Genomic DNA, 23873 nt, shown 5'->3' with positions numbered 1-23873 from the left:
GCTATGATCTTTGATCCATTATGCTAGAATACTCCTCCGGTTATGAAAAGGGATGTTAATTCGGTTTCGAATAAGCAAAAGGTTATCGCTGCTAAAACCGTTTTCCACATCGGACAAAAATAATAAAAAAAGAACGTCGTAATATCTTTTTTAAATCAAAACATGAACTTATTAAAATTTCCTAAATGTTTTTACATTTCGGGAGGTTTATCTGTGTTTGTTATCTACAAAGTTATCCACAGCTTGCTATTGAAGAAACAATTATTGGTTAATAATTCACAGTCGTTTTCTTTAAAGCCTTATGGCATGCTTACAAACAATTTAATGTTATTCAATTAGGATCCAATTTCACCATGGCTCAGATCCCTGAAAATCCACTTATTCTTGTAGATGGTTCTTCGTATTTATTCCGTGCATATCATTCGCCACCGCACCTAACTAATTCAAAAGGTGAAGCGACAGGCGCAATCTATGGCGTAGTGAATATGCTTAAGAGTTTGATCAAGCAATATGATCCGTCACATATGGTGGTGGTCTTTGATGCCAAAGGTAAAACCTTCAGAAATGACATGTACAGCGAATACAAAGCGAATCGTCCACCTATGCCGGATGACTTACGCACACAGATCGCACCACTGCATAACATTATTAAAGCAATGGGCTTCCCGCTGATTAGTATTGAAGGTGTTGAAGCTGATGATGTTATTGGTACCTTTGCGCGTATTGCTTCAGAGCAGCAACGTCATGTACTGATCTCGACTGGCGATAAAGATATGGCGCAACTTGTTAATGAACATGTCACGCTGATCAACACCATGACAGATAGCATTTCAGATCCTGAAACCGTGGTTGAAAAATTTGGCGTTGGCCCTGAGCTGATCATTGATTACTTAGCTTTAATGGGTGACAAAGTCGATAACATCCCTGGTGTTGATGGTTGTGGTCCTAAAACAGCGGTGAAATGGCTACAAAAATATGGATCATTACAAGGTGTAATGGACCATGCTGGTGAGATCAAAGGTAAGATTGGTGAAAAACTTGCCGCAGCGCTGGATCATCTGCCACTTAGCTATGAATTAGCAACAATTAAGTGTGATGTTGAGGTTGAGTCAGATCTTGAAACCTTTAAGTTGCAAGAGCCTAACCGTGATGAACTGATTGCACTTTATGGGGAATGTGAGTTCCGTCGTTGGTTAGCTGAGCTACTTGATAATCCTAAAGATGCTGACACGCATTTAGATGTGCCAACAGAAGCAAATGAACTACCAAAAGTCGCTGATGCGCATTACGAAACGATTTTAACCGAAGAGCAACTTGATACCTTAGTGGCGCAGTTAAACGACGCAGAATTATTTGCTTTTGATACTGAAACAACCAGCCTTGATTATATGCAAGCACAATTGGTTGGTATGAGCTTTGCGGTAAAAGCGGGTGAAGCGGCTTATATTCCTGTTGCTCATGATTACCCGGATGCGCCTGAGCAATTAAGCCTAGAAACGGTAATGGCAAAAATTGGCCCAATTTTAGCGGACGAAAATAAAGCGAAAGTTGGGCAAAACCTTAAGTACGATAAAAGCGTATTAGCGAATGCTGGCTTTGAGTTAAAAGGTATTAAATACGACACTATGCTGGAGTCGTATGTCTTTAATAGTGTAGGCAGCCGCCATGATATGGACTCGTTGGCACTGAAATACCTTGGTCACAAAAATATCAGCTTTGAAGATATTGCTGGTAAAGGTAAGAAGCAGTTAACCTTTAATCAAATTGAGCTAGAAAAAGCTGCGCCTTATGCTGCTGAAGATGCAGATATAACACTTCGTCTTCACCAAGTGTTATGGCCAAAAATTGATGCTGATAGCCAGTTGAAGTCAGTATTCGAAGATATTGAGTTACCACTTGTCACAGTGCTTTCTGATATTGAGCGTACTGGTGTTGCAATTGATAGCAACATGCTGGCTGCTCACAGCCAACGTTTAGGCGAACGCCTGTTAGAGCTTGAGCAAGAAGCCTATGATATGGCTGGTGAAAAGTTTAACTTAGGTTCACCTAAGCAGCTGCAAGTTATTTTATTTGAAAAGCTTGAGCTGCCTGTTATCAAGAAAACACCTAAGGGTGCACCTTCGACGGCAGAAGAAGTATTGCAAGAACTTGCTCATGATTATCCATTACCAAAAGTGATTATTGAGCACCGTGGTTTATCTAAACTTAAATCAACCTACACAGATAAACTTCCGCTGATGGTTAATGAGCGCACGAAGCGAGTGCATACTTCTTATCATCAAGCAGTAACGGCAACGGGGCGTTTAAGTTCAACGGATCCTAACTTACAGAATATTCCAATTCGTTCAGAAGAAGGTCGTCGTATTCGTGAAGCCTTTATTGCTGCACCAGGCCATAAAATTGTGGCTGCCGATTACAGCCAAATTGAATTACGTATCATGGCGCACTTATCACAAGATAAAGGCCTACTTACTGCGTTTGCGAATGGTTTAGATGTACACAGTGCAACAGCGGCAGAAGTCTTCGGGGTTAGCCTTGAAGAGGTTACCAGCGATATGCGTCGTAAAGCGAAAGCAGTTAACTTTGGTTTAATTTATGGCATGTCGGCGTTTGGTTTATCACGTCAATTAGACGTACCACGTCATGAAGCACAGCATTATATTGATAAATACTTCGAGCGTTTCCCTGGCGTACTTGAGTACATGGAAACAACCCGTGAAAAAGCGGCTGATAAAGGCTATGTAGAAACGATTTTTGGTCGTCGTTTACATTTACCAGAAATCAATGCCCGTAACGGTGCTCGTCGTAAAGCTGCTGAGCGTGCTGCGATAAACGCGCCAATGCAAGGTACTGCTGCTGATATCATCAAAAAAGCGATGCTAAAAGTTCATCAGTGGGTGAATGCGCAAGCTGAAGGTTCAGTGAAGTTGCTTATGCAAGTGCACGATGAATTAGTGTTCGAAATTAAAGAAGAGTGTGTTGACGACTATAAAGCTGAAATTTGTAAGCTAATGTCAGAAGCCGCGACTCTTGATGTGCCTCTGATTGTTGAAGCCGACAGCGGTGACAACTGGCAACAGGCGCACTAATAGTCGCGAAAAAATGAAAGCTGTCAGCTATCAGCTTAAAAGTTAGCGAGTTACAAGGGGAAAGAGTAAAGTTAGTGAGTTACTTGACGCGCAAGCTAAGTCATTTAGGCTTGCTAACTTGCTAACTTGCTAACTTGCTAACTTGCTAACTTGCTAACTTGCTAACTTGCTAACTTGCTAACTTGCTAACTTGCTAACTTGCTAACTTGCTAACTTGCTAACTTGCTAACTTGCTAACTTGCTAACTTGCTAACTTGCTAACTTGCTAACTTGCTAACTTGTTTATAATCCCAACTCCTGCAACCGCTTTACGTGTTGACGATAAAGCTCAATAGGGTCAACTTCGCGAAAATTGTGTAAACCAATGAACTGATTAATCTCATCTAAGTGGTTCATGTCATAATTATCTTTAATTACGTGGCCTAAATGGCTGCTGCAGCGTGATATTAGGCCATCATCTTTGCCTAAAATAAGTAATGAACCGAGCAGCATGGGCAAATCGGTGGGATCCAGTATATTACTAAGTGCTGCTGTACCACTCCACGAAAAATAGTACACGCCATTTTCGGCAACTAACTGACCTTGATCGCACTTATTTTCTGGTAAACCTTCAGGGTATTTTTGATTAAATACGTCAGCGCCCTGTGTACTTAAGCTACTTAAAGCACCGAGTGTATCTTGCGGTAATTGGCTGTGGCCTGAGAGCAGTGAAATAACCCCACCAACCCCATCAAATATGAACCGCGCGGTATGTTCAGCTTGAGAGTTCGCAGGTAGCTTTTGACTAATTAGATCAATAATGCCACTGCCATAGTTTGCACCGCCAATACTGGTTACTGAGGCAATCAGATCAGGTCTGACAGATGCAACGTAGCGCACTGTTTGCGCGCCTTGGCTGTGACCAATCAAGTTTACTTTATTGGCGCCTGTCAGTGCTAAAATTGCTTTTACGTGAGTGAGTAATTGTTCGCCCCGGACCTCAGAGCTATTAATAGCAGAGACCGCCGGCGTAAACACCAAGGTACCATCTTGGCTAAGGCTTTCAGCAATATTATAAAAATAATCGAGGCCGAGTAGGTTATCGAATCCCATTAACCCATGAACTAAAACTACCGGGTATTGTGTCGTTGTTTTTTTGGCATGGCAGTAGGGAGTTATTAAAAAAAGTAAGGTAGCAAATAAAATTAAGGGGATTTTTTTCATACCTTTTACTCTTCTACTGCAATTTTTATCACTAACAAGCCTTAAAAAAGCCTGATTTTTGCGTGCTGTTGATTCACTTTACCCTAAATATTGGCTTGCTGTAATGTTAATTTTAGGTAAACAAGAAAAGATGGTTTTAGTGATTCGTTATTTGTTTATCAATTTGTGTTGTTTCTGCGGCTCGGCAATTTATTTTTAATCTGGTATTTGTTAAAGTCCGCGCCGTCCTCATCCTGTAGGACATCCTGTTGATGATGCATCTGAAAGGATGCAACGTATTGATAGCTTCTCCCCAGTTTGCTATACCGACTCACTCCTTGTTGAGTGAGTCGCTTTTTCTTTCTCTTATCATACAATTCATTGCACAAATTAACGCAAGTGATACCATCAAAGTGATTCTTATTTACTTTCGAAGGAATGCGTTATGTTTAAATCTATGGCAATTGCTGCCTTTTCATTATCGAGTATTTTAGTTGCCCCTTTAGCCAGCGCAAACTGGCAAGTTAATAATGAGCAAAGCAATGTGAGCTTTGTGTCTATCAAAAAGAATTCAGTTGCAGAAGCGCATCATTTCAAAAACGTGTCGGGTACACTTAACGAACAAGGTCAATTTAAGTTAATGATCGATCTGTCATCGGTTGAAACCCTGATCCCTATCCGTAATGAGCGCATGACGAAATTGTTATTCGAAACAGCTAAATTTCCTAATGCAGTGTTAACTGCGGATTTAAGCAAAGCGCTGTTAACGCTAAAACCTGGTCAACATGTGCTTAAAGGGTTGAAAGCTGAATTAGATTTTCACGGCAACAAGAAAGAGCTAACAATTGATGTGCTTGCCAATATGTCACCGAAAGGCGATGTGACTGTTTCATCGTTTACGCCGGTGATTATTAATGCAAGTGACTTCAAAGTAACAGAAGGTATTAGTGAGTTACAAAAACTTGCGGGTTTACCATCAATTGCGACAGCTGTACCTGTAACATTTTCTTTGACGCTAGATAAAGAAAAGTAATGCAATCACTTGCCGAATTAGAAGCCGCACTTCAAGCGCCCGATAAACCTTTTGATCAATGGCAACCACAAAATTGTGGGCAACTGCCAATAACGATTGATGCGCAAGGGCTGTGGTTTTATGCCGGCAGTGAAATAAAGCGCGAGGCAATGGTAAAACTCTTTGCCTCTGTGCTTTGCAAAGAAGCCGATAGTTATTTTTTAAAAACACCTGTTGAGAAAATGGCAATCACCGTCATTGATGTGCCTTTTATTATTGTTGATTGGCGCTTTGAAGAGACAGAGCAAGGCCGTGCACTTTGTTGTGTCGATAATTTACAGCGTGCATGGTTGGTATCAGCAAAGCAACCACTATTACTAAGAGAATTTGAGGGGGTTAGTGTGCCTTATCTTCAATTAGCGCATGGCTTGGCTGCGAGGGTATCGAGAAATGTTTATTATCAGTGGGCTGAAATAGCCTGCTCAGACGAGCAGGGCTATTATATAGAATCATTAGCCAAGCGTTATTACTTGGCCTAAGCGATTAAGCTTCTGGTTGTTCGTCATCAGACTCAGGTGCTTCAACTTCAATAGGTCCTAAGAACCACTCATCAAGCTTTTTAGCAACTTCTGGTAAACCTGTGCCTTTTAGTGAAGAGAAGGCGTGTACAGTAATATCACCCTCTAAGTTACTTAACTCACGGCGAACCTGTAAAACTTGTGCTTTACGCGCACCTTGTTTGAGCTTGTCGGCTTTAGTTAAAAGTGCAAGCACAGGTATTTCACTGCCCACAGCCCAATCGATTAAGTCACGGTCTAAATCTTTTAACGGATGACGAATATCCATTAAAACAACGATACCTTTTAAGCTTTGACGCTTTTGTAAGTATTCACCTAGCGATTTTTGCCATTTCTTTTTCATTTCGATAGGCACTTTCGCAAAACCATAACCCGGTAAGTCGATAAGGCGTTTGTCGGCATCTAGCTCAAACGTATTGATCAACTGAGTACGACCTGGTGTTTTAGAGGTACGTGCTAATTTTTGATCTGTTAACGTATTTAGGGCACTTGATTTACCCGCATTAGAGCGACCAGCAAACGCGACTTCAATCCCCGTATCAGCAGGTAAGCGTGAGATATCAGGTGCGCTGGTAACAAAGGACGCAGTATTGTATTTGATACGAGATTTGAGCACAGGCTCTCCTAGTCTTTTATAAATAATAACGAACAGTGGCTAATTTCCACTTAAGGCACGTATTTTATACTATTAAAGCAGCATTCAAAAGCGTATTTAAGCGTGCTAAATTGGCTTTGAATTAGGAAAATTACTAGGTAGAAACTTAATCTAAGTCAAATCCCTATAAATTATGAGCTTAATGTGGGCAGAAAACGTGCCAGAGAATTTATTATCGTGTAGAATATAGAAATCACAACATCCATATTGTAGATGATACAGGGTCGGAAACAGAGAATTCACCATGAAAAAAATAGCACTATCTTTAACTATATTGCTTGGTACGTTGTCAGCAAGCAACGCAACAGCATTTGATGGCGATGTAAACGCAGGTAAAGAGAAATCGGCAACGTGTGCGGCTTGTCACGGCCCAGACGGTAATGCGCCGGTTAATATCTACCCTAAGCTTGCAGGCCAACACGCAGATTATATCTATAAACAATTAAAAGATTTGAAATTAGGTATGACATCTGGCGGCAAAGAAGGTCGTATGGATCCAGTAATGAGTGGTATGGCTATGCCGCTTAGCGATCAAGACATGAAAGACCTAGCAGCTTACTTCTCTTCTTTAAATATGTCTGAAGGTGCAACACCTAAAGATGTAGTAGAAGTTGGTCAGCAGCTTTATAAAGCCGGTGATGCAGAGCGTGGTATTCCAGCATGTGCTGCGTGTCACGGTCCACGTGGTAACGGTACATCACTTGCAAAATTCCCGAAAATTTCGTTCCAACATCCAGAATACATCAAGTCACAACTTGAAAAATTCCGTGATGGCACGCGTAATAACGACTTAAACGGTATGATGCAAGACATCGCTAAAAAGTTAACAGACAAAGACATCGAAGTACTTTCAAAATACTTAGGTGGCTTACACTAAAGTCTGATTGCCAGTAGTAATACTGCGCAGTAATATGTGATTAGTGTGAAAAAAGCAGCGCAAGCTGCTTTTTTTGTATTTAATCCATGTCGAAATATCCCACACTCTTGTGAGACATTGACCATATCGAGCTGTAAGCTAAATCTTATTTTTATTTCACTTTTAATTGTAAGTCTTTGTTATTGGTTGATTTGATCTTGTTGCAATATCTTATCTGTAAGAAAAATTATATAAATTAGTTGTAACAAAATTATTAATGAGTAAATTAACCACTGTCGCTGAGACAGCAAAAACAACATGGACAATGTAATAAGGAAAGTGATTGCGGCAAGTCTTTAGGGGTTGACACTGGTTAGGTGTCCTAAAGGAAATAACAAAAAAGCGTCAGGATTGACCGAGAATAATAAAAGCTCATGGAAGTTTAATAATAAAAACAAAATGGAATGCTACACGGAAGGTTAAAACAATAACAAAATGGAAAAACAATAATAATAAAAATAATAAAGACTAAAAAGTCGAAGGGAGAAGTGTCCAGATAATTGGCGCTCAGATTAGTAGGCGGTAGAGATGTTTTCTCTACCGCCTTTTTATTTGTCCTGTTACAATAGCCACCGTTTGTACTAAAAGTATGAAAAGTGCGCAGTTCGTCAAGTTGACCAACCACATCCGCACATCGAATTCTTCTGGTTATGCCAGCATTACAATGCCACACAGGCGTTGTGCACAACCTCTTAAGTGAGATGATCAAGATATGAGTAGAAAGAAAAAGTCGCGTAAAATTCCATCGAATGGTCCTGTACGTCTAAGTAAAGAAAAGCTTAGAGAGATGCGCGCGTTAAAAGAGCAGCGAGTTAAAAAGACGAAAGGTGCTAAACCTGGGTCTCGAAATGCGCCTGATGCACAAAGAGCAGAAAACACTGCTGCGAACAATCAACCGAAAGATAAGCGTGTTGGTAGTAAAAAGCCGGTTTCTTTAGTTGCGCCTAAGGCGGAGCCAAAAGTTGAAATGAAACGCAACTTAAAGCCAATGGTTGAGCTGAAGAAAGTAACTGAGCCTGAGTTAACGCCAGAGCAAGAACTAGAAGCGCTAGAAAATGACGAGCGCCTTCTGAAACTGGTAGAACGTCATGAGCGTGGCGAGTTACTAACAGGTAAAGACGCTAAGTACTTTAATAGTCGTATTGCTCGTCACCAAGCTCTATGTGAGCTATTAGGTATCGAAGATGATGAAGACGAGTACGAAGATGACTTTGAAGATGATTTTTACGATGAAGGTGAATCAGACTTCGATAAGTACTTATCTGACGATTTAGCGAACGAATGGTTTGATGACGAAGATGAGGATGAGCGATGAGCACAACCTTGATTATTGCCATCGTAATTGGTGCGGCAATTATCGCAGGGCTTGCGTTTTATGCAGGACAACTTCTGTATAAACTAAAAGAGCAAAATAAGCTTATCGCCAAGAAGCAAGCTGAGCATGAGCAAAAGCTTGCGGCATCAAGAACAAAGCGTAATGCAAAGTTAGCCGATAGCATTCATTTAATTGCCCGTGCAATGAATGAAGAGCAATGTGAGTTCTCAGAAGGCAGCTTGCGCATTTGGGTGCTGATCTCTCAATACAGCTTTGCAGAAGAGTTTGAGTTAAGTGAGCGCTACCCAGGCATATTTAAAATGTACGAAGTAGTTAAAGACATGCCAACCCATGATGCCCGTAAGAAATACTCTAAAAAAGAGATTTTTAAAATGGACACCACTCGCTGGCGTGCTGAAGAGCAACTTAGCGATGAGATAAAAGCAGATTGCGTACGTATCATTGAAGAGTTTAAAGCAGCCCCAGGCAGCGAAAACGTCGTATTCAATTAAACATACGTGCAGTGATTTAAGCAAAATAAAAAGCAGAGCCTAGGCTCTGCTTTTTGTTGGGTTAGATAACTCGTGAGAAACGAGTTTGCTTGATTTGTTGTTGTAGGTGCGCATCAAAGCACATACAAATAATACGAATAAATAAATTACCACGGGCTGTTACTGTGATTTTTTCTTGGCTCACAGACACCAAGCCATCAGCCAGTAGCGGGTCAAGTGCTTGTAGTGCCTCGCAGAAGTAGCTGGCAAAGTTGATATTAAACTGCTTTTCGATTGCAGGAATATCCAGCTCAAACTGGCAGATCAATTGTTTGATCACTGCGGCACGTAACGTATCGTCATCAGTTAAAGCAACACCTTTACAGACTGCACTGCCAAAGCCTTCTTGCACGGCTTTGTAATAGTGTTTTAACTCTTTTTCGTTTTGTAAAATGGCATTGCCAATTTGTGAAATCGACGACACACCCAAACCTAATAAGTCACATTGGCCATGCGTTGTATAACCTTGGAAATTACGATGTAATTGACCCGCGTTTTGTGCAATTGCCAGTTCATTGTCTTTACGGGCAAAGTGGTCCATACCGATAAACTGATAACCCGCCGCTAACATCTGCTCAAGGGTATTTTTGAACATAGTGAGCTTATCGCCCGCAGATGGTAAGTCAGCGTCTTTAATTTTACGCTGTGCTGCGAATCTATCTGGTAAGTGGGCATAGTTAAATACCGACACGCGATCAGGGTTTAACTCTATCAGCTGTGCAATCGTCTCTTTAAAGCTCTCAGGTGTTTGCAGTGGCAAACCGTAAATCATATCGGCATTAATAGACTTAAAGCCAAGTTCACGAGCCTCACTAATCAAGCCTTTTACAGATTGCACACTTTGCGGGCGATTAACCGCCAGTTGCACAGCATCATTGAAATCTTGAATACCAAACGAAACACGATTGAAGCCAAGCTTACGTAAATGAACTAGCATGCCATCAGCTAAAGAGCGAGGGTCAATCTCAATACCGCGCTCGGCATCATCAGCAAAATTAAAATGCTGTTCAACCAATGCCATTAAGCGACTCATTTGCTCTGCCGATAAGAACGTTGGCGTACCACCCCCTAAATGCAATTGCTCAACCTTATAATCGGCAAAAAGTGTTGCTTGCTCAGCAATTTCAAGCGCTAAATTATCTAGGTATAAATCGGCTTTAGATTGATGACGAGTGATTACTTTATTACAACCACAGTAATAACAAAGCTGACTGCAAAAAGGGATATGGATATACAAAGATAAAGAACGGCTTTTCGATGCCGCAATCGCGTTAATCATATCTTGTTGGTTATAACCATCAGCTAAAGACAATGCTGTTGGGTAAGATGTATATCGAGGCCCAGAAATATTGTACTTGTTGATCAGAGATTGATCCCAGCTAGGTAAATTTATCACAGTCAGCACTCCGCAATTGATTGAGCGGCTATTTTAACGAGTTTAGTGATTTAGCTATTTGATCTAGAACAATGTCGGAGGCTAGAAACTAATCGGCATGCTTTAAGGTCGTTGTAAAAACAAAGAGTTTACTATTTGAGCAGTTGATTTAGTGATTGTTAAAATAAAGGGTTTTGCTAGTGACAAGGTTACAAAAACTTTTTATACTGCATCCCGCTTTAGTCAGTTAAACCTGCTAAACGCATCAAAAAATTTAGCTTTCGCTAATACAATGGCCCCTTAGCTCAGTTGGTTAGAGCACACGACTCATAATCGTTAGGTCCCCAGTTCTTATGTGGTATAAGAATTTGGTGTGTACTTATAAGGGCAAAGAAAAGGTGCAATGCCTTGAAGTTAAACGGTAATTCCGTTAGTATTCCCACTTATCTTTAAGTGCATACTTAAAATGAAAATTTGGCCCCTTAGCTCAGTTGGTTAGAGCACACGACTCATAAGAAATTGTGACCTATGTCAGTAATGGCATATGGAAAATCGGATGAATTGCTGGAAGGCTTCGTTTATTTAAACATGCTAATCAGCAGCCAAGCTCCAAAAGCGTTTGGAGAAGGTTCAGAGACTAGATGGTTCAGCACGAACTTGCTGTGTAATACATCATTAGCGTCCGACACCCCACAGATAAAGTTATCTAGGGTGATGATATAGTCCAGGCCATTACGAAAGTAGTGGGTAACCAGAATCGTTAGGTCCCCAGTTCAAGTCTGGGAGGGGCCACCATTTCATCTTTAATATTAAAGATTCAATTACCTCTAATATCTCTCTTGATTTTTTTATTCCTATTTTTTACTATGCTTTTGGGACAGTGCTAATATAACTAGCATTCGAAGGCAGTATTTAACTGACTTGGTTGTGGTCGACCATCATCAAATATCTCAATATTACTAAGTCCAAATCATTTTTTAATGCATTAGCTGCTTAAACGACCTCCTATGTCTGATGCTGAGAAAAATTATGATTTTTACTACAGAGTTACTCAAATTAACCGCTGAGTCTTTTTATGAAAATACCAAAAGTATTGGTATCGGAATAAAGTCAAAATGTAAAAGCTTTGATCCATGGGCGCAGTTTTTGGCAAATAAAAATTACTCATCTCTTCATGCATCTCTCGAAAATAAAGTGAAATACTTTGAGTTAAATGCAGAAAAATTATGTGAAAAGTTTCGTCATAAGAATAGAAAGTTAAGCTTTTCATCAGCATCAAATCTTATTGCTGCTACAATAAAACCTTTCCTCGAACAAGTTGACAAGAACTGTTTTAAACTAGTTTCAGTGCTGAAAGAAAACCGAAATCTTTCATTGATAAGTAACGGTCAAGGCACAGTTGGTTTTATCCAAAAAAATGTTGCTGGCTACAGGGAAATAGATAGTGTGAGGTTTTCAAATTATGAATGCGCAAAAACTTTTGTGAATATTGCACTTCACATTTCAGGACAAGCTTCTCGGCAAAGTGATGAGATATTTTACTCTACAATTACAAAGCAAAATGAGATTTCAAACAAGCGTGTTTTAGAAGAGTTTCGTATTAACAATTATGAATTTATCAAAAAAATATCAGCGTATTTACAATTTCATATAACTACAAGTGATGATCTTTTTTTAATAAGAGAAATTATTACAGATGCATTAAGTGATTACTTTATGTGTGATAATTTTCACTTTGTTGTTGATACGAGCTTAATCAGTGATTTTATCGATAGTCTGAGTGGTAATTTCATAACTATTATAGAGGATGCTCACTTTGATAATAAATCAAAAATAGAACTTTCAGATGTAACAAGCGCAGTCAGACATAAACTACATCTGCATTTTATCTAAGAAGCTTAAATAATTATTTATAAATAGGTTTTTTATTTTTAATTACCGTTTTGTCAGGTTTGATTTATGTGGCACCGATTAAATCTGACAGAGTTGCATGACCAATGGTAGGTGTTTATATTCGAGGAGGGTCGCCTTCCTCACATCGTTTGTGTGGCTAAGGGTTAACAAAGTCTCTAAATACAGCTAAGTGTTGCAATAAGCATTACTTGTTGCATGAATTTAGATGTAGCGACAAAAAATATTGCGAATGACTTAGTTGTCTTTCTAGCTAAGTAAAATCAATGGGTTAACCTATTTTTCAGCTCAGTCTGGAAACCAATATGCGTGCAAAAAATATAGTTGCTTATCTAGCTATACTTAGGTGTAATAGAAAAATAATAAAGGATGAGTAATGCAGGGAAAGCTTACATAACACTAGCTAAGCTGATTAAATTAGTTAGGAAAGTGAGAGTCACCAAAAAACTAATTACCATAGCATAAACAACAACAACTCTTACACACCGAGCAGGTAGCGGCTCAGTCCAACAAGCGATTATGCAACACAGACTGCGTGTCGCATAAATACTAAAATGTTAAGTACTCAGGGAGTATCGGTGAGTAGATTAGATAAATGGAAAGACGGACAGCGTAGGCTCACGATTCTCACAGGAGAAAATAAAGAACTTGCAAATGTTATTCATTCTCAACAGATTGAGGATGATGATAGTCCCAAAATGAACAATTTTGATCTAATAAATATTGCAAAAGAGCTAATTTATTCTAATGAAGGCGGTAAACGAACTATTCACATTATATGCTTTTCATTCAATATAGAACGTGGAGAGATGGAAGTTTGTCATCTTCTTGATCAAATTCTAGAAGAAGATTATGAGGAAGATATTCTAAGTACTTTAGCCATAGCTGCGATATCTGAAGTCCCAGTTTATCCAAACACTCCCGATTGCGAGGATGAACTAGCTATATTACACCGCAAGATGATTGAGGGTGGCTTCAAACTTCAAGGTGAGAGATATCGTCTTACGTCTCGACAATCTGATGAGTTCGAAAGTGCAAAAAAGCTATTATCTAGTATAGACCCTGAAAAACATTACTCCCCATCTGATATTTCTATTATTAGACAAACCATCAAGGAAGAACTTTCGAATCTAGAAAGCGCAGATCGATTGCTACTGAGTTTACAGTTGGCAATTGATGAGTTCACAGTACTGTTAGAGTCTGAAAAACGAAATGAAAACTCTATACAGGCACATTTATCCAGAAACCCCATATTATTCGGGTTTGAATATAAGCGAGTTATACCCAAGCACCGCTTAGGTGGAGAGTACGAAACAGATTATGCGCTCGAGAAATATGATGGTTCATGTGATGTGGTGGAACTTGAATCATCAAATCTCAAGTTATATACAAAGGTTGGTAATCCAACTAGTCATCTCGTGCATGCAGAGCAACAGATATTGGATTGGCTAGACTGGATTGATAAAAACAACCCATACGCAAGAACTTCGTTAAATGGTCTTTATTCACCGTCAGGTTTTGTCGTTATTGGCAGACGGGATAGCTTGTCTGAGTTAGATAAAGAGAGATTACGTAGAAGAAATATATTCTTCAGCGGTAAAATTAAGGTCTTAACCTATGAAGATCTTTTGGAAAGAGGGAGTGATATGCTGCTGAGATTAAAAGGTGATCGTACTTAATAAGGCGCTGTTGTCGGTCAAATTTTCCGCTGAGATATTTGGGAATAGAGATTGAAGACGCGATTAAAATATCGAGAGAAACCGATTGTTGATGTAACGCAGGCAGTGTTCTTATTGCCCCAAAGTGTGTTGCGACCAATTGAGAACTTGCTTAGCCAAATCGTCACTTGACTTACTTTTCGTAATGTCATTAACGATTCAACAGGATTGGGGTAGCATAATGTTGCTGAATTCTTAAGCCACAGACATAGTGAGAATGACATTTTTAGCTAGTTTAGACCATTAGCATATGTGACTTATTGATATAAAATGAATACTAATTCCCAATGCGTTAGTATGATGTGAAATTAACTTAACGGCGCGCTATATGTCAGAAGATGTCTTGAATTCAAGTGCTCTTGAAGAGCTGTCAATGAAGGCTGATGAGTTTTTGATAGCTAATGATCATGAAAAGATTAAAACGTTCTTAGAATCGTTGTTGGGCGTTGATTATAAGTTTGAAAGTCTCGTTGATGAAGCTCGTTTTTGCTATATATTGGGTAATTGTTCAGTAGCGATTTTTAACTACCATAAACTAGATTGGTTTTCTGATGAACTAAGTAAATCCGTTATATTTTTCAGAAAAGCTCTATACGTCATACGAAAAATCGACTCTCCAACTGACGAAGAACTTTTTCTCCAAAGTTGCATTGAAACCAATTTAGGCAATTATCTAAGTTCTCAAGGTCGTGCCTTCTGCTGTATTCCATTCTGGGATAATGCCTTTACATGCATACAAAACCCAGTGACTATAATATCTAAAGCAAACAATGAGCTTTTTCTTGCGAGCAATGTTTACGATCCTAGTCATAAGCACTACCATTACTATACTGCATACCTACTCATTAATTTAGGTCTTGAAAGTATTGAACAACTCCATCCTGAGCAAAGAATTGCTTATTCAGAAAACAGCAATTTTATGAATTTTAAAGCATGGTTTGAAGATACTTTTGAACCAGAAGACTTTGACTATTTTGAGTCATTTGAAGAAGAAGTTGAGACAAGAAAGCAAGGTGAATATTTAAAGTGGTGTGGAGATAACAAGCTTTTTATCAATGACTTAAATGACGTTTGCGTATCTGAAATTGTCTATCAAGACATTATGGTCCTTCCCTCTTTTTCTCAACAAATAAACTTCGCTTTATCGATGCATGAAGAGCTTATGTATCATGGGAACTTCGATGAATTAAAGAACGATTATTGCTATGCGCGTTATTTAATTTTTTCGGCTAGAAACATACCTAGTGACCATACACATTTCTTCAACAAAACATATCCTCACGTTGATGATATGTCACACTCCATTACCAATCTAAAAGCTAGTCATTTTAAAAGCGCGTTCAGAACACTTTACTCGATATTTGATAAAATTGCCTACTTTATCAATCGCTTTTTTGATCTGAATGATATCAAGTATGATCATAAAATCAGCTTTGACAGTATTTTTAGTGAGCTGAAAGGCAGTAAGAGCTGGAAACCACACAGTAAGCTTAAAGATAGTCAGAATTGCTTTATCCATGCCTTATTCTACATCCTGAAAGACATTCGAGATGTGAAAGACTCGACTTCTGTTAGTCGGTGGCTTGATCCTGATGCAAAGGCATTTTCTGAAATTAGAAATGCTATAGAGCATTGTTCTTTAAAGATTGTTGATGATTTTGGTTATACCCTAATTCAATCAGGTAAAGCTTTTAAGCAATCACAGCTTGAAAAGCTTAATGGTGGTATAAATGACTTTGAAGAACAGCTTCAAGAGCTGTATGGTGAAATTGCTTTGGCGAAAAAGGCTCATAATATAACTCTTAAAGCCGAACTAGAGACCAAAAAAAAATTACTTGATGAAGGTTTGCGTCAAGCACAGTCAAAAATTTATGAGCACCAAAAGCTTTCAAGTCATTCTGTGCTGATAAAAGAGAGTGAATTTGAATCAAGGCTCATGACGTTGATGAAGCTCGCTCGAAATTCGATTATGTACCTTTCACTTGCAATCCACGTAGAAGAGAAAAATAAGCCTGATAATGGTGCAGTGATGATGCCTATCGAAGTACCTTTGAAGTAGATCATTGTATCCTATAAATATTCATTTTAGGAAAGTATGGCTGAATCACTTATTAAATCGTCATCGACTCAGTAGACACATGTGCTTTTTCACAACTTACCATAACAGCATGGCTTAAGTGGCAAATCTAAGCCATTTTTTTTCACAGACGGGTTTTAAATATAACTCGTGCCCCAAAGTGAGTTAACGTAATTACTCTATAGATTACCTTTGAGCTATCAGATACAGTGATTCACCTATTGATATTGGCTCTACTCCATAATCTGATATTGCACTAACTTTTATGTTGGTGATGACATAAATAACAGTATTAATATACAGTTTTATTGTAGTGCTCCCATATTCAAGAAACTGAGCGACGAGCGCATTTTCTTTTTTGTATATCTTTAGTACCAATAAAAATTAGAATTGGTAATGCGTTATGTTATTTGTTACTAATACATTTATTAATACATGAGCGTGACATTGGCAGAAAGATGCGCGACGCGTGCACTATAAAATTGTTATAAATACACGGCAATCGATACTTGGTGAAAGCACAATGACAGAAACTAGTCTAATCGACTTAAAAGCTCTATCTGAACCTGCATGTAAGTTGATTGATGCAGTGAGTAACACAATTGGCGTTTTGTATGAGCCTACAAGGATTCGCAGAAAAGCAAGGGCCGAATCTGATACGCTTGTTATTATGGCTAAAGGAGAGTCTGACGCACTTGCTCTCAGAGCTGCTAGACGGATTTCAACGCAAGAGACGCGCCGACAAGAAAATATTGAGGGTATAGTTGATAAGTCAATTAACTTCCTTGAGAATAATGATATTGCCGATGGTGTAACTATAGATGTGGATTGGTTGTCGTTTTATTTTGATAAGTGCCAAGATGTTTCTATTGAAAATGTCCAAGAACTTTGGGCTAAAATACTTGCCGGTGAGGTTTTAGAGCCAGAAGCGTGTAGTAGAGCTACATTGCTTGTCCTTCAATCTCTGAGTAATAATGATCTAAAGTTATTTAATCGTTACTGTCAGTTCCTTTTTCAAGTTAACGGTGAGTTGTTGCGTTTTAAATACTCATCTCTTAACAAGCATATCGAAAATCAAGGGATACAAGAGGCGGACATTCGTCACCTTCAAGATCTTGGTTTGGTACAACCTCAGCAACAATTCCACTTTACCAAGAATGAGCGATATGTAATTGAATATAGTAATTATAAGTTTGCAATGACACTGAAAGGTCATCGTGAAAATCGAACAGAGTTTCTAACTAAAGCTGGACGAGAGCTCTATCGCTTCATTGACGTTAAACCATGTGAAAAATACTACGAGATCTTGATAAGCAGATCACAGCTAATGGCTCGCAAGGTAAAAGAACTGAAATAAGTATTTATAACAAACTGTTCAAGAGTGATCCGCAACGCGTTGTATTTTTATTATGCGTTGATTTTCGTTATTAAGATGGTGTGCGGAGGCTTATTTGCGTTGCTCACACCTTAATAGATCGTTATATCTATTCTATAAGCCATCGTATGCTAACTAAAAAGAATTCATTTACAGAAAAATCAATTGATTTAGTTAACTTTAAAGAGCGAACTGAATACGAGCTAAAATATTTACGGAGTTATGTAGTAGATATTAGTGAAGCTATATCTGAAAAAGGCGATGCTTTAGAAGAGAATATGGCCTCTGATATTGATAGCCGCCCTGATGACGAAGAAATTTTGGTCGATTTATTCAATAAAGAAATAACAAAGCTAAAAAGTTATTTTTATCATTCTTCAATAGTGCTTGTTTATACTTTACTCGAAAGTTCTCTGTCACACCTGAGTGAAGAGATAAAAAATTGTACAAACAGTAAATTAAGTTTAAAAGATCTTAGCGACAATAACTTAATTAGGAAATCAATTAGGTACATTGAACTCACCTGCGACATTGACCTTAAAAAAGAGAAAAAATTATATGACCGTATATGTGAGTTCCAACAACTAAGAAATCAAATAGTCCACTCAAATTCTCGAGTAAAAGGAAACAACTCTAGTGCTTTAGCAAAAAATGCAAAAGCCCTCAAAGCGACCTTTTCGAGTATTGAGATAAATTATGACTCATGGGACTTTCACATTACAGATAATCTTTTGATTAAAGAACTTGTTGAAGTAGTGGGTAACTTTTTGGGAATTGCGATAAGCAAAGTTAACGATCAAACTTTTGTAGTAGAAACATGAATATAATAAGTCGTTTAAAAGGACAAAAAACAGTTGGCTTTTGCTCCTTCGTAGCTAATTTTAGCCAGCAATTTTTTGCCTCTATACAAGGCGTTACCAAATAAATACGCTGACACATTTATGTCCAGAAATGCGCTAGAGTGATCTGCCTCTTTGGGGGGCGTTAAAGACAATTTTTGATTCTTACGCACATGCACTTTAATCTTGGATAAAAGTGATGGGAGGGACACTCAAACCAGATTACAGAGAAACAGGTTATTTACATAACCTCTCTTATTTATGAACTAACATAAAGATCCAATTGCTCACTAACTTCGTACTGAAGGCCAGTTGAAGTGATAATATGAGCCCTTAATCTGTCATATCTTTACTTTTAGTATCTACTGTCTAAACTATTGATTCTTAACACTCAAATTTTGAGTTGACTCTTAAGGGAAACACCCCAAATGTGGTTTACAAATAAAAAATTGTTATCTGAAATTGCTTATCTGAAAGAGCAAACTGCCGAGTATGAAAATATTAAGCAGGAACTGAAAGAAGAGATGCTGTATTTTTTTATTAAGTAAAAGTGGGCATATCTTAGAAGCAAATCATCGTTTTGCTGCGGCAATCGAAATTGAAGTTGAGGATCTAAAAGGGGCAAGCATTGAAAGCTTGATCTTAAAAAAGTCATTAAATAAACCTCATACACAAAAATTCTTGTCAGCACTTAAGAAAACTAACCATTGGCATGGTGCTTTACAGTTAAAAACGAAAACTGATAGAGAATTGTGGCTTAGAAGCATTGTTCAACCTGTAAATGAAGATATAGCTATTTTCTCATCTGAGCTCACTCGCACTATCTCTCATTCGAGAGAGAAAGAAGATATGCTTGCTGCTCTTAGTCGTTCATCTGCTGTAATCGAGTTTACTCTAGATGGAATAATTCTGAGTGCTAACGATAATTTTTTAAATGCAATGGGGTACTCTAAAAGCCAAATACTAGGTAAGCACCATAGTATCTTTTGCGATCCAGAAGAAGCAAATTCAAATTCTTACAAAGAGTTTTGGTCAGAGTTAAAGGGGGGGCGCTTTATCTCTGACCGCTTTAAAAGAATAGATAGTTATGGCAATGAAGTATGGCTTGAAGCTTCTTATAACCCTATTCATGATGAAAATGGAGATTTATATAAAGTTGCTAAGTTCGCGACTGTCATTACAGAACAAATGAGAAGAGAGCAAGCTATTTCAGAAACAGCTGGCATTGCTTACGATATCTCAAAACAAACGGACTCTGATGCAGAAAATGGTTTAGGTGTTGTAAAGCAAACTATCTCAACTATGAATGCGCTTTCTAAGAAACTTGAAACTGCGAGCGAAGGCATTAATAAACTTGATGTACAATCAGCAAAAGTCTCTCAATTGGTTGAAAGTATTAAAGGAATAGCAGATCAAACAAACTTATTAGCACTTAATGCTGCAATAGAGGCTGCAAGAGCGGGTGAGCAAGGACGTGGTTTTTCAGTTGTCGCAGACGAAGTAAGACAATTAGCATCAAGAACGAGTTTAGCTACAGAGCAAATAATTAGTGTGGTTGCAGAAAACAAAGTACTTACTCAGGACGCTGTAACCCAAATTGAATCTAGCCTAGTAGAAGCCAAAGATGCTTTGGATTTATCTAATAGTGCAGGTAATGTAATCGATGACATTCAAAAAGGCGCAAAAGAAGTCGTTGAGGCTGTAGGCCAATTTAAAACAAACCTTTAATTTAGCTATCACAACTTGAGAGAGACTGAACAATGTGACTAAATCAAGTCAGTCTCTCAGTTATAAATTTCTCTATCGAGTATGGCAAAGCGAGCAACAATGCTTACAACCATCAACATTTGAATATTTGGTTTTTGCTTTCTCTACTGCATCTTTGCAACTATGGAAGAAACCTAAATAAGTGCGGTCTGTTATCAAGTTGAAGTACGGGCATGACTCTGTATGTACCTCATGTTCACCTGTGTTTTGGGCGTTATCGTTAATGTAATAATGTTTCAAAATTCCTCCCTAAATTATCCATTTTGTTTTATTACATAGTTAATATGTATTACTTACACATTAATTAAAAACTAGCTAATGCTTTCAAAAATACCAGTTTAATATACAAAAAATAATATTTTAAGACTAATAAAAAAGTGTGTCGCAAATTTACTGTTTTAGCGTTATTGTAAGTAGGTACAAAGTATTGCGGGAAACTTAAATGGACAATTGCAGCGTTCTAATCATTGATGATGAAGAAATTAATACCTTACAGTTAGAGCATGCCCTAGAGGATGTTGGTAAGATTACAACTTCTAACAATAGCTCCGAGGCTATACAACTTATAGAAAAAATTAAGCCTGATATCTTAGTTCTTGACTTAGAAATGCCTAAAGTCAGTGGTTTTGATATTTTAGAAGTCATACAGAAAAAGTCTACTCTGGCACATATTAGAACTGTTGTTATTACGTCTCACAGTGATCCTGCGATAGAAGAAAAAGCATTGTCTCTTGGCGCGATAGACTTTATTTCAAAACCCTTAAACCTCAGACTATGTCGAATTCGTATTGAAAATCATATAAAAATCAGGTCACAAGAAAAGATATTGCAACAGACTCAAGCAGAACTTTTTGCTGAAAAGGAACAGTTGAGAATCACTCTTGACTCGATTGCTGATGCTGTTATTTCTACTGATAAAAAGGCAAATATTGTGTATATGAACCCTGTAGCGCAAAGACTTACAGGGTGGTCACAAACAGCAGCGAAAGGTCGCCATATTGAAGAGGTGATGAAGTTAGTCGATGCTACGACCAAAGCTTCATCAATTAACCCATTAGTCGTTGCATTAAATGAAAATAGACCTGTTGCTATGGCTTTAAATACGCAACTAATAAGTAAGCAAGGAATTGAACATCGAGTTGAAGACAGCGCAGCTCCTATCCTTGATAAAAACCATAATCAATGCGGCGCTGTTATGGTGTTTCAAGATGTAAGCGAAGCTTTAGCTATGTCTATGCAGATGACTTATTTATCTCATCATGATCAATTGACCTCACTACCAAATCGAGTGCTACTGCATGATAGACTCACGCAAGGCATAGCCAGAGCAGAATTTAATGACTCTAAATTAAGTTTAATGTTACTTGATTTAGATAAGTTCAAGTTTATTAATGATGCATTAGGCCATCACGTTGGTGATGAGATAATTGCCCATATTGGTCATACTTTAGATTTATTTGCATGTAACGATATTACTGTCGCACGTGTTGGTGGGGATGAGTTTGCACTCGTTGTTCCTCATTCAGCTAACTCATTAAGCCTAGAGCCTCTTGTTAATCAAGTTCTCAATGTTATTAGCAAACCTTTCAGGTCTGGTGGTGAACAACATGTGCTTACAGCAAGTTTAGGTATAAGTGTGTATCCCGACGATGCTTCAAGCGTTGAAGAGATGCTTCGTCATGCAGACTCTGCAATGTATAAAGCTAAGAATGAATCTGCAAATAGTTACTTTTACTTTAGTGACGATTTACAGATTGAAATGAATAGACGCCTTGAGGTTGGAAATAAACTTAGAAAGGCATTAGATGAAGATGATCTCGACGTTCATTACCAACCTAAATATGATTTAAACACTGACACACTTATTGGTGTAGAAAGTTTAGTTCGTTTAAAAGATGGGCAAGGCGGCTTTATTTCTCCAGTTCATTTTATTGAATATGCCGAGGAGACAGGGCTTATTTTTCGCTTAGGAGAACAAGTTCTAGAAAAAAGCTGTATTGCTGCAAAAAATTGGCTTGATAAAGGTCTCCCTATTAAAGTTGCAGTAAACATATCTGCTAAACAGTTCACAGATACTAAACTTGTAGATACTGTTGCTGAGATTCTTGAAAGAACGCAATTACCTAGCCGTTATTTAGAATTAGAAGTGACAGAATCGGCCTTGATTGAAAATTTTGATTATACTGTAAGTCAATTAAAGCTTATCTCTAGTATGGGTGTCAGTATTGCTCTTGATGACTTTGGAACTGGGTATTCCAGCCTTTCATATTTAAGGTTGTTCCCACTAGATATACTAAAAATAGATCAGTCTTTTGTACATGATATGCTTAACGATGAGCAAGCGCTCAATATTGTAACGACTATAATTGAACTAGCTCATTCTTTAAAGCTCCAAATTGTGGCTGAAGGGATTGAAACTTTACAGCAAAAAGAACGATTGCAAGAGCTTGGCTGTCAAATAGGCCAAGGTTATTTACTTAGTAAGCCATTGAGTTTCGAGAACGCTGGTAATCTAATTCAAACCAGTAAAGCTGAAGGAATATTATGCCCTTAAGTTTAAAGCCCTTATCACAATGTAAAGTATTCATCGTTGACGATGATGAGATGGTAAGGCTAAGTTTAGGAGTTATTTTAGAAGATCATTTTTCCGTGGATGCATACTCTTCTGGTCAGGCTGTTTTAGAAGCCTGTGAGGATTTACTTCCAGATTTGATTTTACTAGATATTAATTTGCCGGATATAAGTGGTCTGGATATTTGTAGGCGACTTAAGGCTAAAGCTAAATTCGAAAATATCCCAATAATTTTCATCACTTCGACTTACGACACGGAATACCAAAATGCATGCTGGGAAGCTGGTGCTTCTGATTTTATTGGTAAACCTATTACTGCATCGACATTGATACACCGCACGAAAAATCATTTAGAGAATAAACTTCGATTAGAAAAACTAATAGAGCTTACCTATAAAGATTCATTGACAGGCTTATTTAACCGTCACTATTTAGACCTTGAAGTTGCTAATGTTTTTAAACAAACTTCAAGAGAGAAGAAACCGTTCAGTTTGCTAATGCTTGATCTAGATTTCTTTAAGTTATACAACGATCAATACGGGCACCCGCAAGGAGATGCTTGCCTGAAACTAATTGCTGATGTTATTGAACGTTCTATTCAACGACCTCAAGATATAGCAATACGATATGGTGGCGAGGAGTTTCTTATCATACTGCCATACACTGACTTCGAAGGTGTTAAATTCATATGTGACCGTATATCAACTGAGCTTGAGACGATTAATATCCCGCATGTTAAGTCTATTTGGGGCCGCGCGACAGTCAGTATCGGTGGGGTTATCTATGAGCATCAAAATAAGGTGAGCTTTGATGAGCTAATTAATTGCGCAGATAAAGCGCTTTATGCGGCTAAAAGTGATGGGCGAAACTGTTTTAGGCTTAGTTTTTGTGATTGATTTAGGTTTTTTTTTACTGCTTTTTGTAGAAACCTCAGGAACATA

Annotated in this window: 18 protein-coding genes; 14 read left to right on the top strand and 4 right to left on the bottom strand. The window is 38.1% G+C overall.

Features of this window, described 5'->3' with window-relative positions; translation table 11 throughout:
* Positions 1 to 353 precede the first annotated feature (353 nt).
* Complete coding sequence (gene polA / locus NH153_RS08540) at positions 354 to 3089, top strand: DNA polymerase I (protein ID WP_063702836.1); 2736 nt, start codon at positions 354 to 356, stop codon at positions 3087 to 3089.
* A 282-nt stretch (positions 3090 to 3371) separates the two neighbouring features.
* On the opposite strand, the gene NH153_RS08535 is transcribed toward polA, so the two are convergent.
* Positions 3372 to 4292 (bottom strand): lipase family alpha/beta hydrolase, encoded by a 921-nt coding sequence (locus tag NH153_RS08535; protein WP_063702834.1) that lies wholly within the window; start codon positions 4290 to 4292, stop codon positions 3372 to 3374.
* 424 nt (positions 4293 to 4716) lie between these two features.
* Between NH153_RS08535 and NH153_RS08530 the strand changes: the two genes are divergently transcribed.
* Complete coding sequence (locus NH153_RS08530; RefSeq protein ID WP_063702832.1) at positions 4717 to 5304, top strand: YceI family protein; 588 nt, start codon at positions 4717 to 4719, stop codon at positions 5302 to 5304.
* Complete coding sequence (locus tag NH153_RS08525; protein ID WP_063702830.1) at positions 5304 to 5822, top strand: DUF1285 domain-containing protein; 519 nt, start codon at positions 5304 to 5306, stop codon at positions 5820 to 5822. The genes NH153_RS08530 and NH153_RS08525 overlap by 1 nt, the downstream gene beginning before the upstream one ends.
* 4 nt (positions 5823 to 5826) lie before the next feature.
* Here the strand turns inward: NH153_RS08525 and yihA are convergent, their stop codons facing one another.
* Positions 5827 to 6477, bottom strand: coding sequence for a ribosome biogenesis GTP-binding protein YihA/YsxC (gene yihA, locus NH153_RS08520; RefSeq protein ID WP_063702828.1), 651 nt, complete (start codon positions 6475 to 6477; stop codon positions 5827 to 5829).
* A gap of 283 nt (positions 6478 to 6760) precedes the next feature.
* On the opposite strand from yihA, the gene NH153_RS08515 reads away from it, so the two are divergent.
* The 3 genes from NH153_RS08515 to NH153_RS08505 all read left to right on the top strand — a co-directional run bounded on the left by NH153_RS08515 (position 6761) and on the right by NH153_RS08505 (position 9259).
* The gene (locus NH153_RS08515) at positions 6761 to 7393 is read left to right on the top strand and encodes a c-type cytochrome (protein ID WP_063702826.1); all 633 of its coding nucleotides are present in this window, start codon (positions 6761 to 6763) and stop codon (positions 7391 to 7393) included.
* 751 nt (positions 7394 to 8144) lie between these two features.
* Positions 8145 to 8747 carry a Der GTPase-activating protein YihI gene (yihI, locus tag NH153_RS08510; RefSeq protein ID WP_063702824.1) on the top strand — a complete coding sequence of 201 codons (603 nt, stop codon included), beginning with the start codon at positions 8145 to 8147 and terminating at the stop codon, positions 8745 to 8747.
* The gene (locus NH153_RS08505; protein WP_063702822.1) at positions 8744 to 9259 is read left to right on the top strand and encodes a DUF2489 domain-containing protein; all 516 of its coding nucleotides are present in this window, start codon (positions 8744 to 8746) and stop codon (positions 9257 to 9259) included. Before yihI ends, NH153_RS08505 begins: the two co-directional genes overlap by 4 nt.
* 61 nt (positions 9260 to 9320) lie before the next feature.
* Here NH153_RS08505 and hemN read toward each other — a convergent pair whose 3' ends face one another.
* Positions 9321 to 10694: an oxygen-independent coproporphyrinogen III oxidase gene (gene hemN, locus NH153_RS08500; RefSeq protein ID WP_063702820.1), complete on the bottom strand. Its 1374-nt coding sequence runs from the start codon at positions 10692 to 10694 to the stop codon at positions 9321 to 9323.
* Positions 10695 to 11702: 1008 nt separating this feature from the next.
* Between hemN and NH153_RS08495 the strand changes: the two genes are divergently transcribed.
* The 6 genes from NH153_RS08495 (at position 11703) to NH153_RS08470 (ending at position 20321) form a co-directional block, all read left to right on the top strand.
* Positions 11703 to 12566 (top strand): hypothetical protein, encoded by an 864-nt coding sequence (locus tag NH153_RS08495; protein ID WP_063702818.1) that lies wholly within the window; start codon positions 11703 to 11705, stop codon positions 12564 to 12566.
* A gap of 596 nt (positions 12567 to 13162) precedes the next feature.
* The gene (locus NH153_RS08490; protein WP_063702816.1) at positions 13163 to 14263 is read left to right on the top strand and encodes a Shedu anti-phage system protein SduA domain-containing protein; all 1101 of its coding nucleotides are present in this window, start codon (positions 13163 to 13165) and stop codon (positions 14261 to 14263) included.
* A 367-nt stretch (positions 14264 to 14630) separates the two neighbouring features.
* Positions 14631 to 16361: an LA2681 family HEPN domain-containing protein gene (locus tag NH153_RS08485; protein WP_063702814.1), complete on the top strand. Its 1731-nt coding sequence runs from the start codon at positions 14631 to 14633 to the stop codon at positions 16359 to 16361.
* Between the two features lie 541 nt (positions 16362 to 16902).
* Entirely contained in the window at positions 16903 to 17736 is an 834-nt protein-coding gene (locus NH153_RS08480; RefSeq protein ID WP_063702812.1) for a DUF2806 domain-containing protein, read from the top strand.
* Positions 17737 to 17882: 146 nt separating this feature from the next.
* Positions 17883 to 18575: a hypothetical protein gene (locus tag NH153_RS08475; protein ID WP_063702810.1), complete on the top strand. Its 693-nt coding sequence runs from the start codon at positions 17883 to 17885 to the stop codon at positions 18573 to 18575.
* A 549-nt stretch (positions 18576 to 19124) separates the two neighbouring features.
* The gene (locus tag NH153_RS08470) at positions 19125 to 20321 is read left to right on the top strand and encodes a methyl-accepting chemotaxis protein (protein ID WP_338052258.1); all 1197 of its coding nucleotides are present in this window, start codon (positions 19125 to 19127) and stop codon (positions 20319 to 20321) included.
* Between the two features lie 72 nt (positions 20322 to 20393).
* Here the strand turns inward: NH153_RS08470 and NH153_RS21610 are convergent, their stop codons facing one another.
* Positions 20394 to 20600, bottom strand: coding sequence for a hypothetical protein (locus NH153_RS21610; protein ID WP_082874020.1), 207 nt, complete (start codon positions 20598 to 20600; stop codon positions 20394 to 20396).
* A gap of 202 nt (positions 20601 to 20802) precedes the next feature.
* Here NH153_RS21610 and NH153_RS08465 point away from each other — a divergent pair, with 202 nt between their 5' ends.
* Both NH153_RS08465 and NH153_RS08460 read left to right on the top strand, forming a co-directional pair.
* The gene (locus NH153_RS08465; RefSeq protein ID WP_063702808.1) at positions 20803 to 22914 is read left to right on the top strand and encodes a two-component system response regulator; all 2112 of its coding nucleotides are present in this window, start codon (positions 20803 to 20805) and stop codon (positions 22912 to 22914) included.
* Complete coding sequence (locus NH153_RS08460) at positions 22905 to 23828, top strand: GGDEF domain-containing response regulator (RefSeq protein WP_063702806.1); 924 nt, start codon at positions 22905 to 22907, stop codon at positions 23826 to 23828. Before NH153_RS08465 ends, NH153_RS08460 begins: the two co-directional genes overlap by 10 nt.
* Positions 23829 to 23873 lie beyond the last annotated feature (45 nt).

It is taken from the genome of Pseudoalteromonas gelatinilytica (assembly GCF_001641615.1).
Taxonomy (GTDB): Bacteria; Pseudomonadota; Gammaproteobacteria; order Enterobacterales; family Alteromonadaceae; genus Pseudoalteromonas; species Pseudoalteromonas gelatinilytica.
The sequence above is the reverse complement of the archived record's forward strand: the minus strand, read 5'-3'. Positions and strand labels throughout refer to the sequence as shown.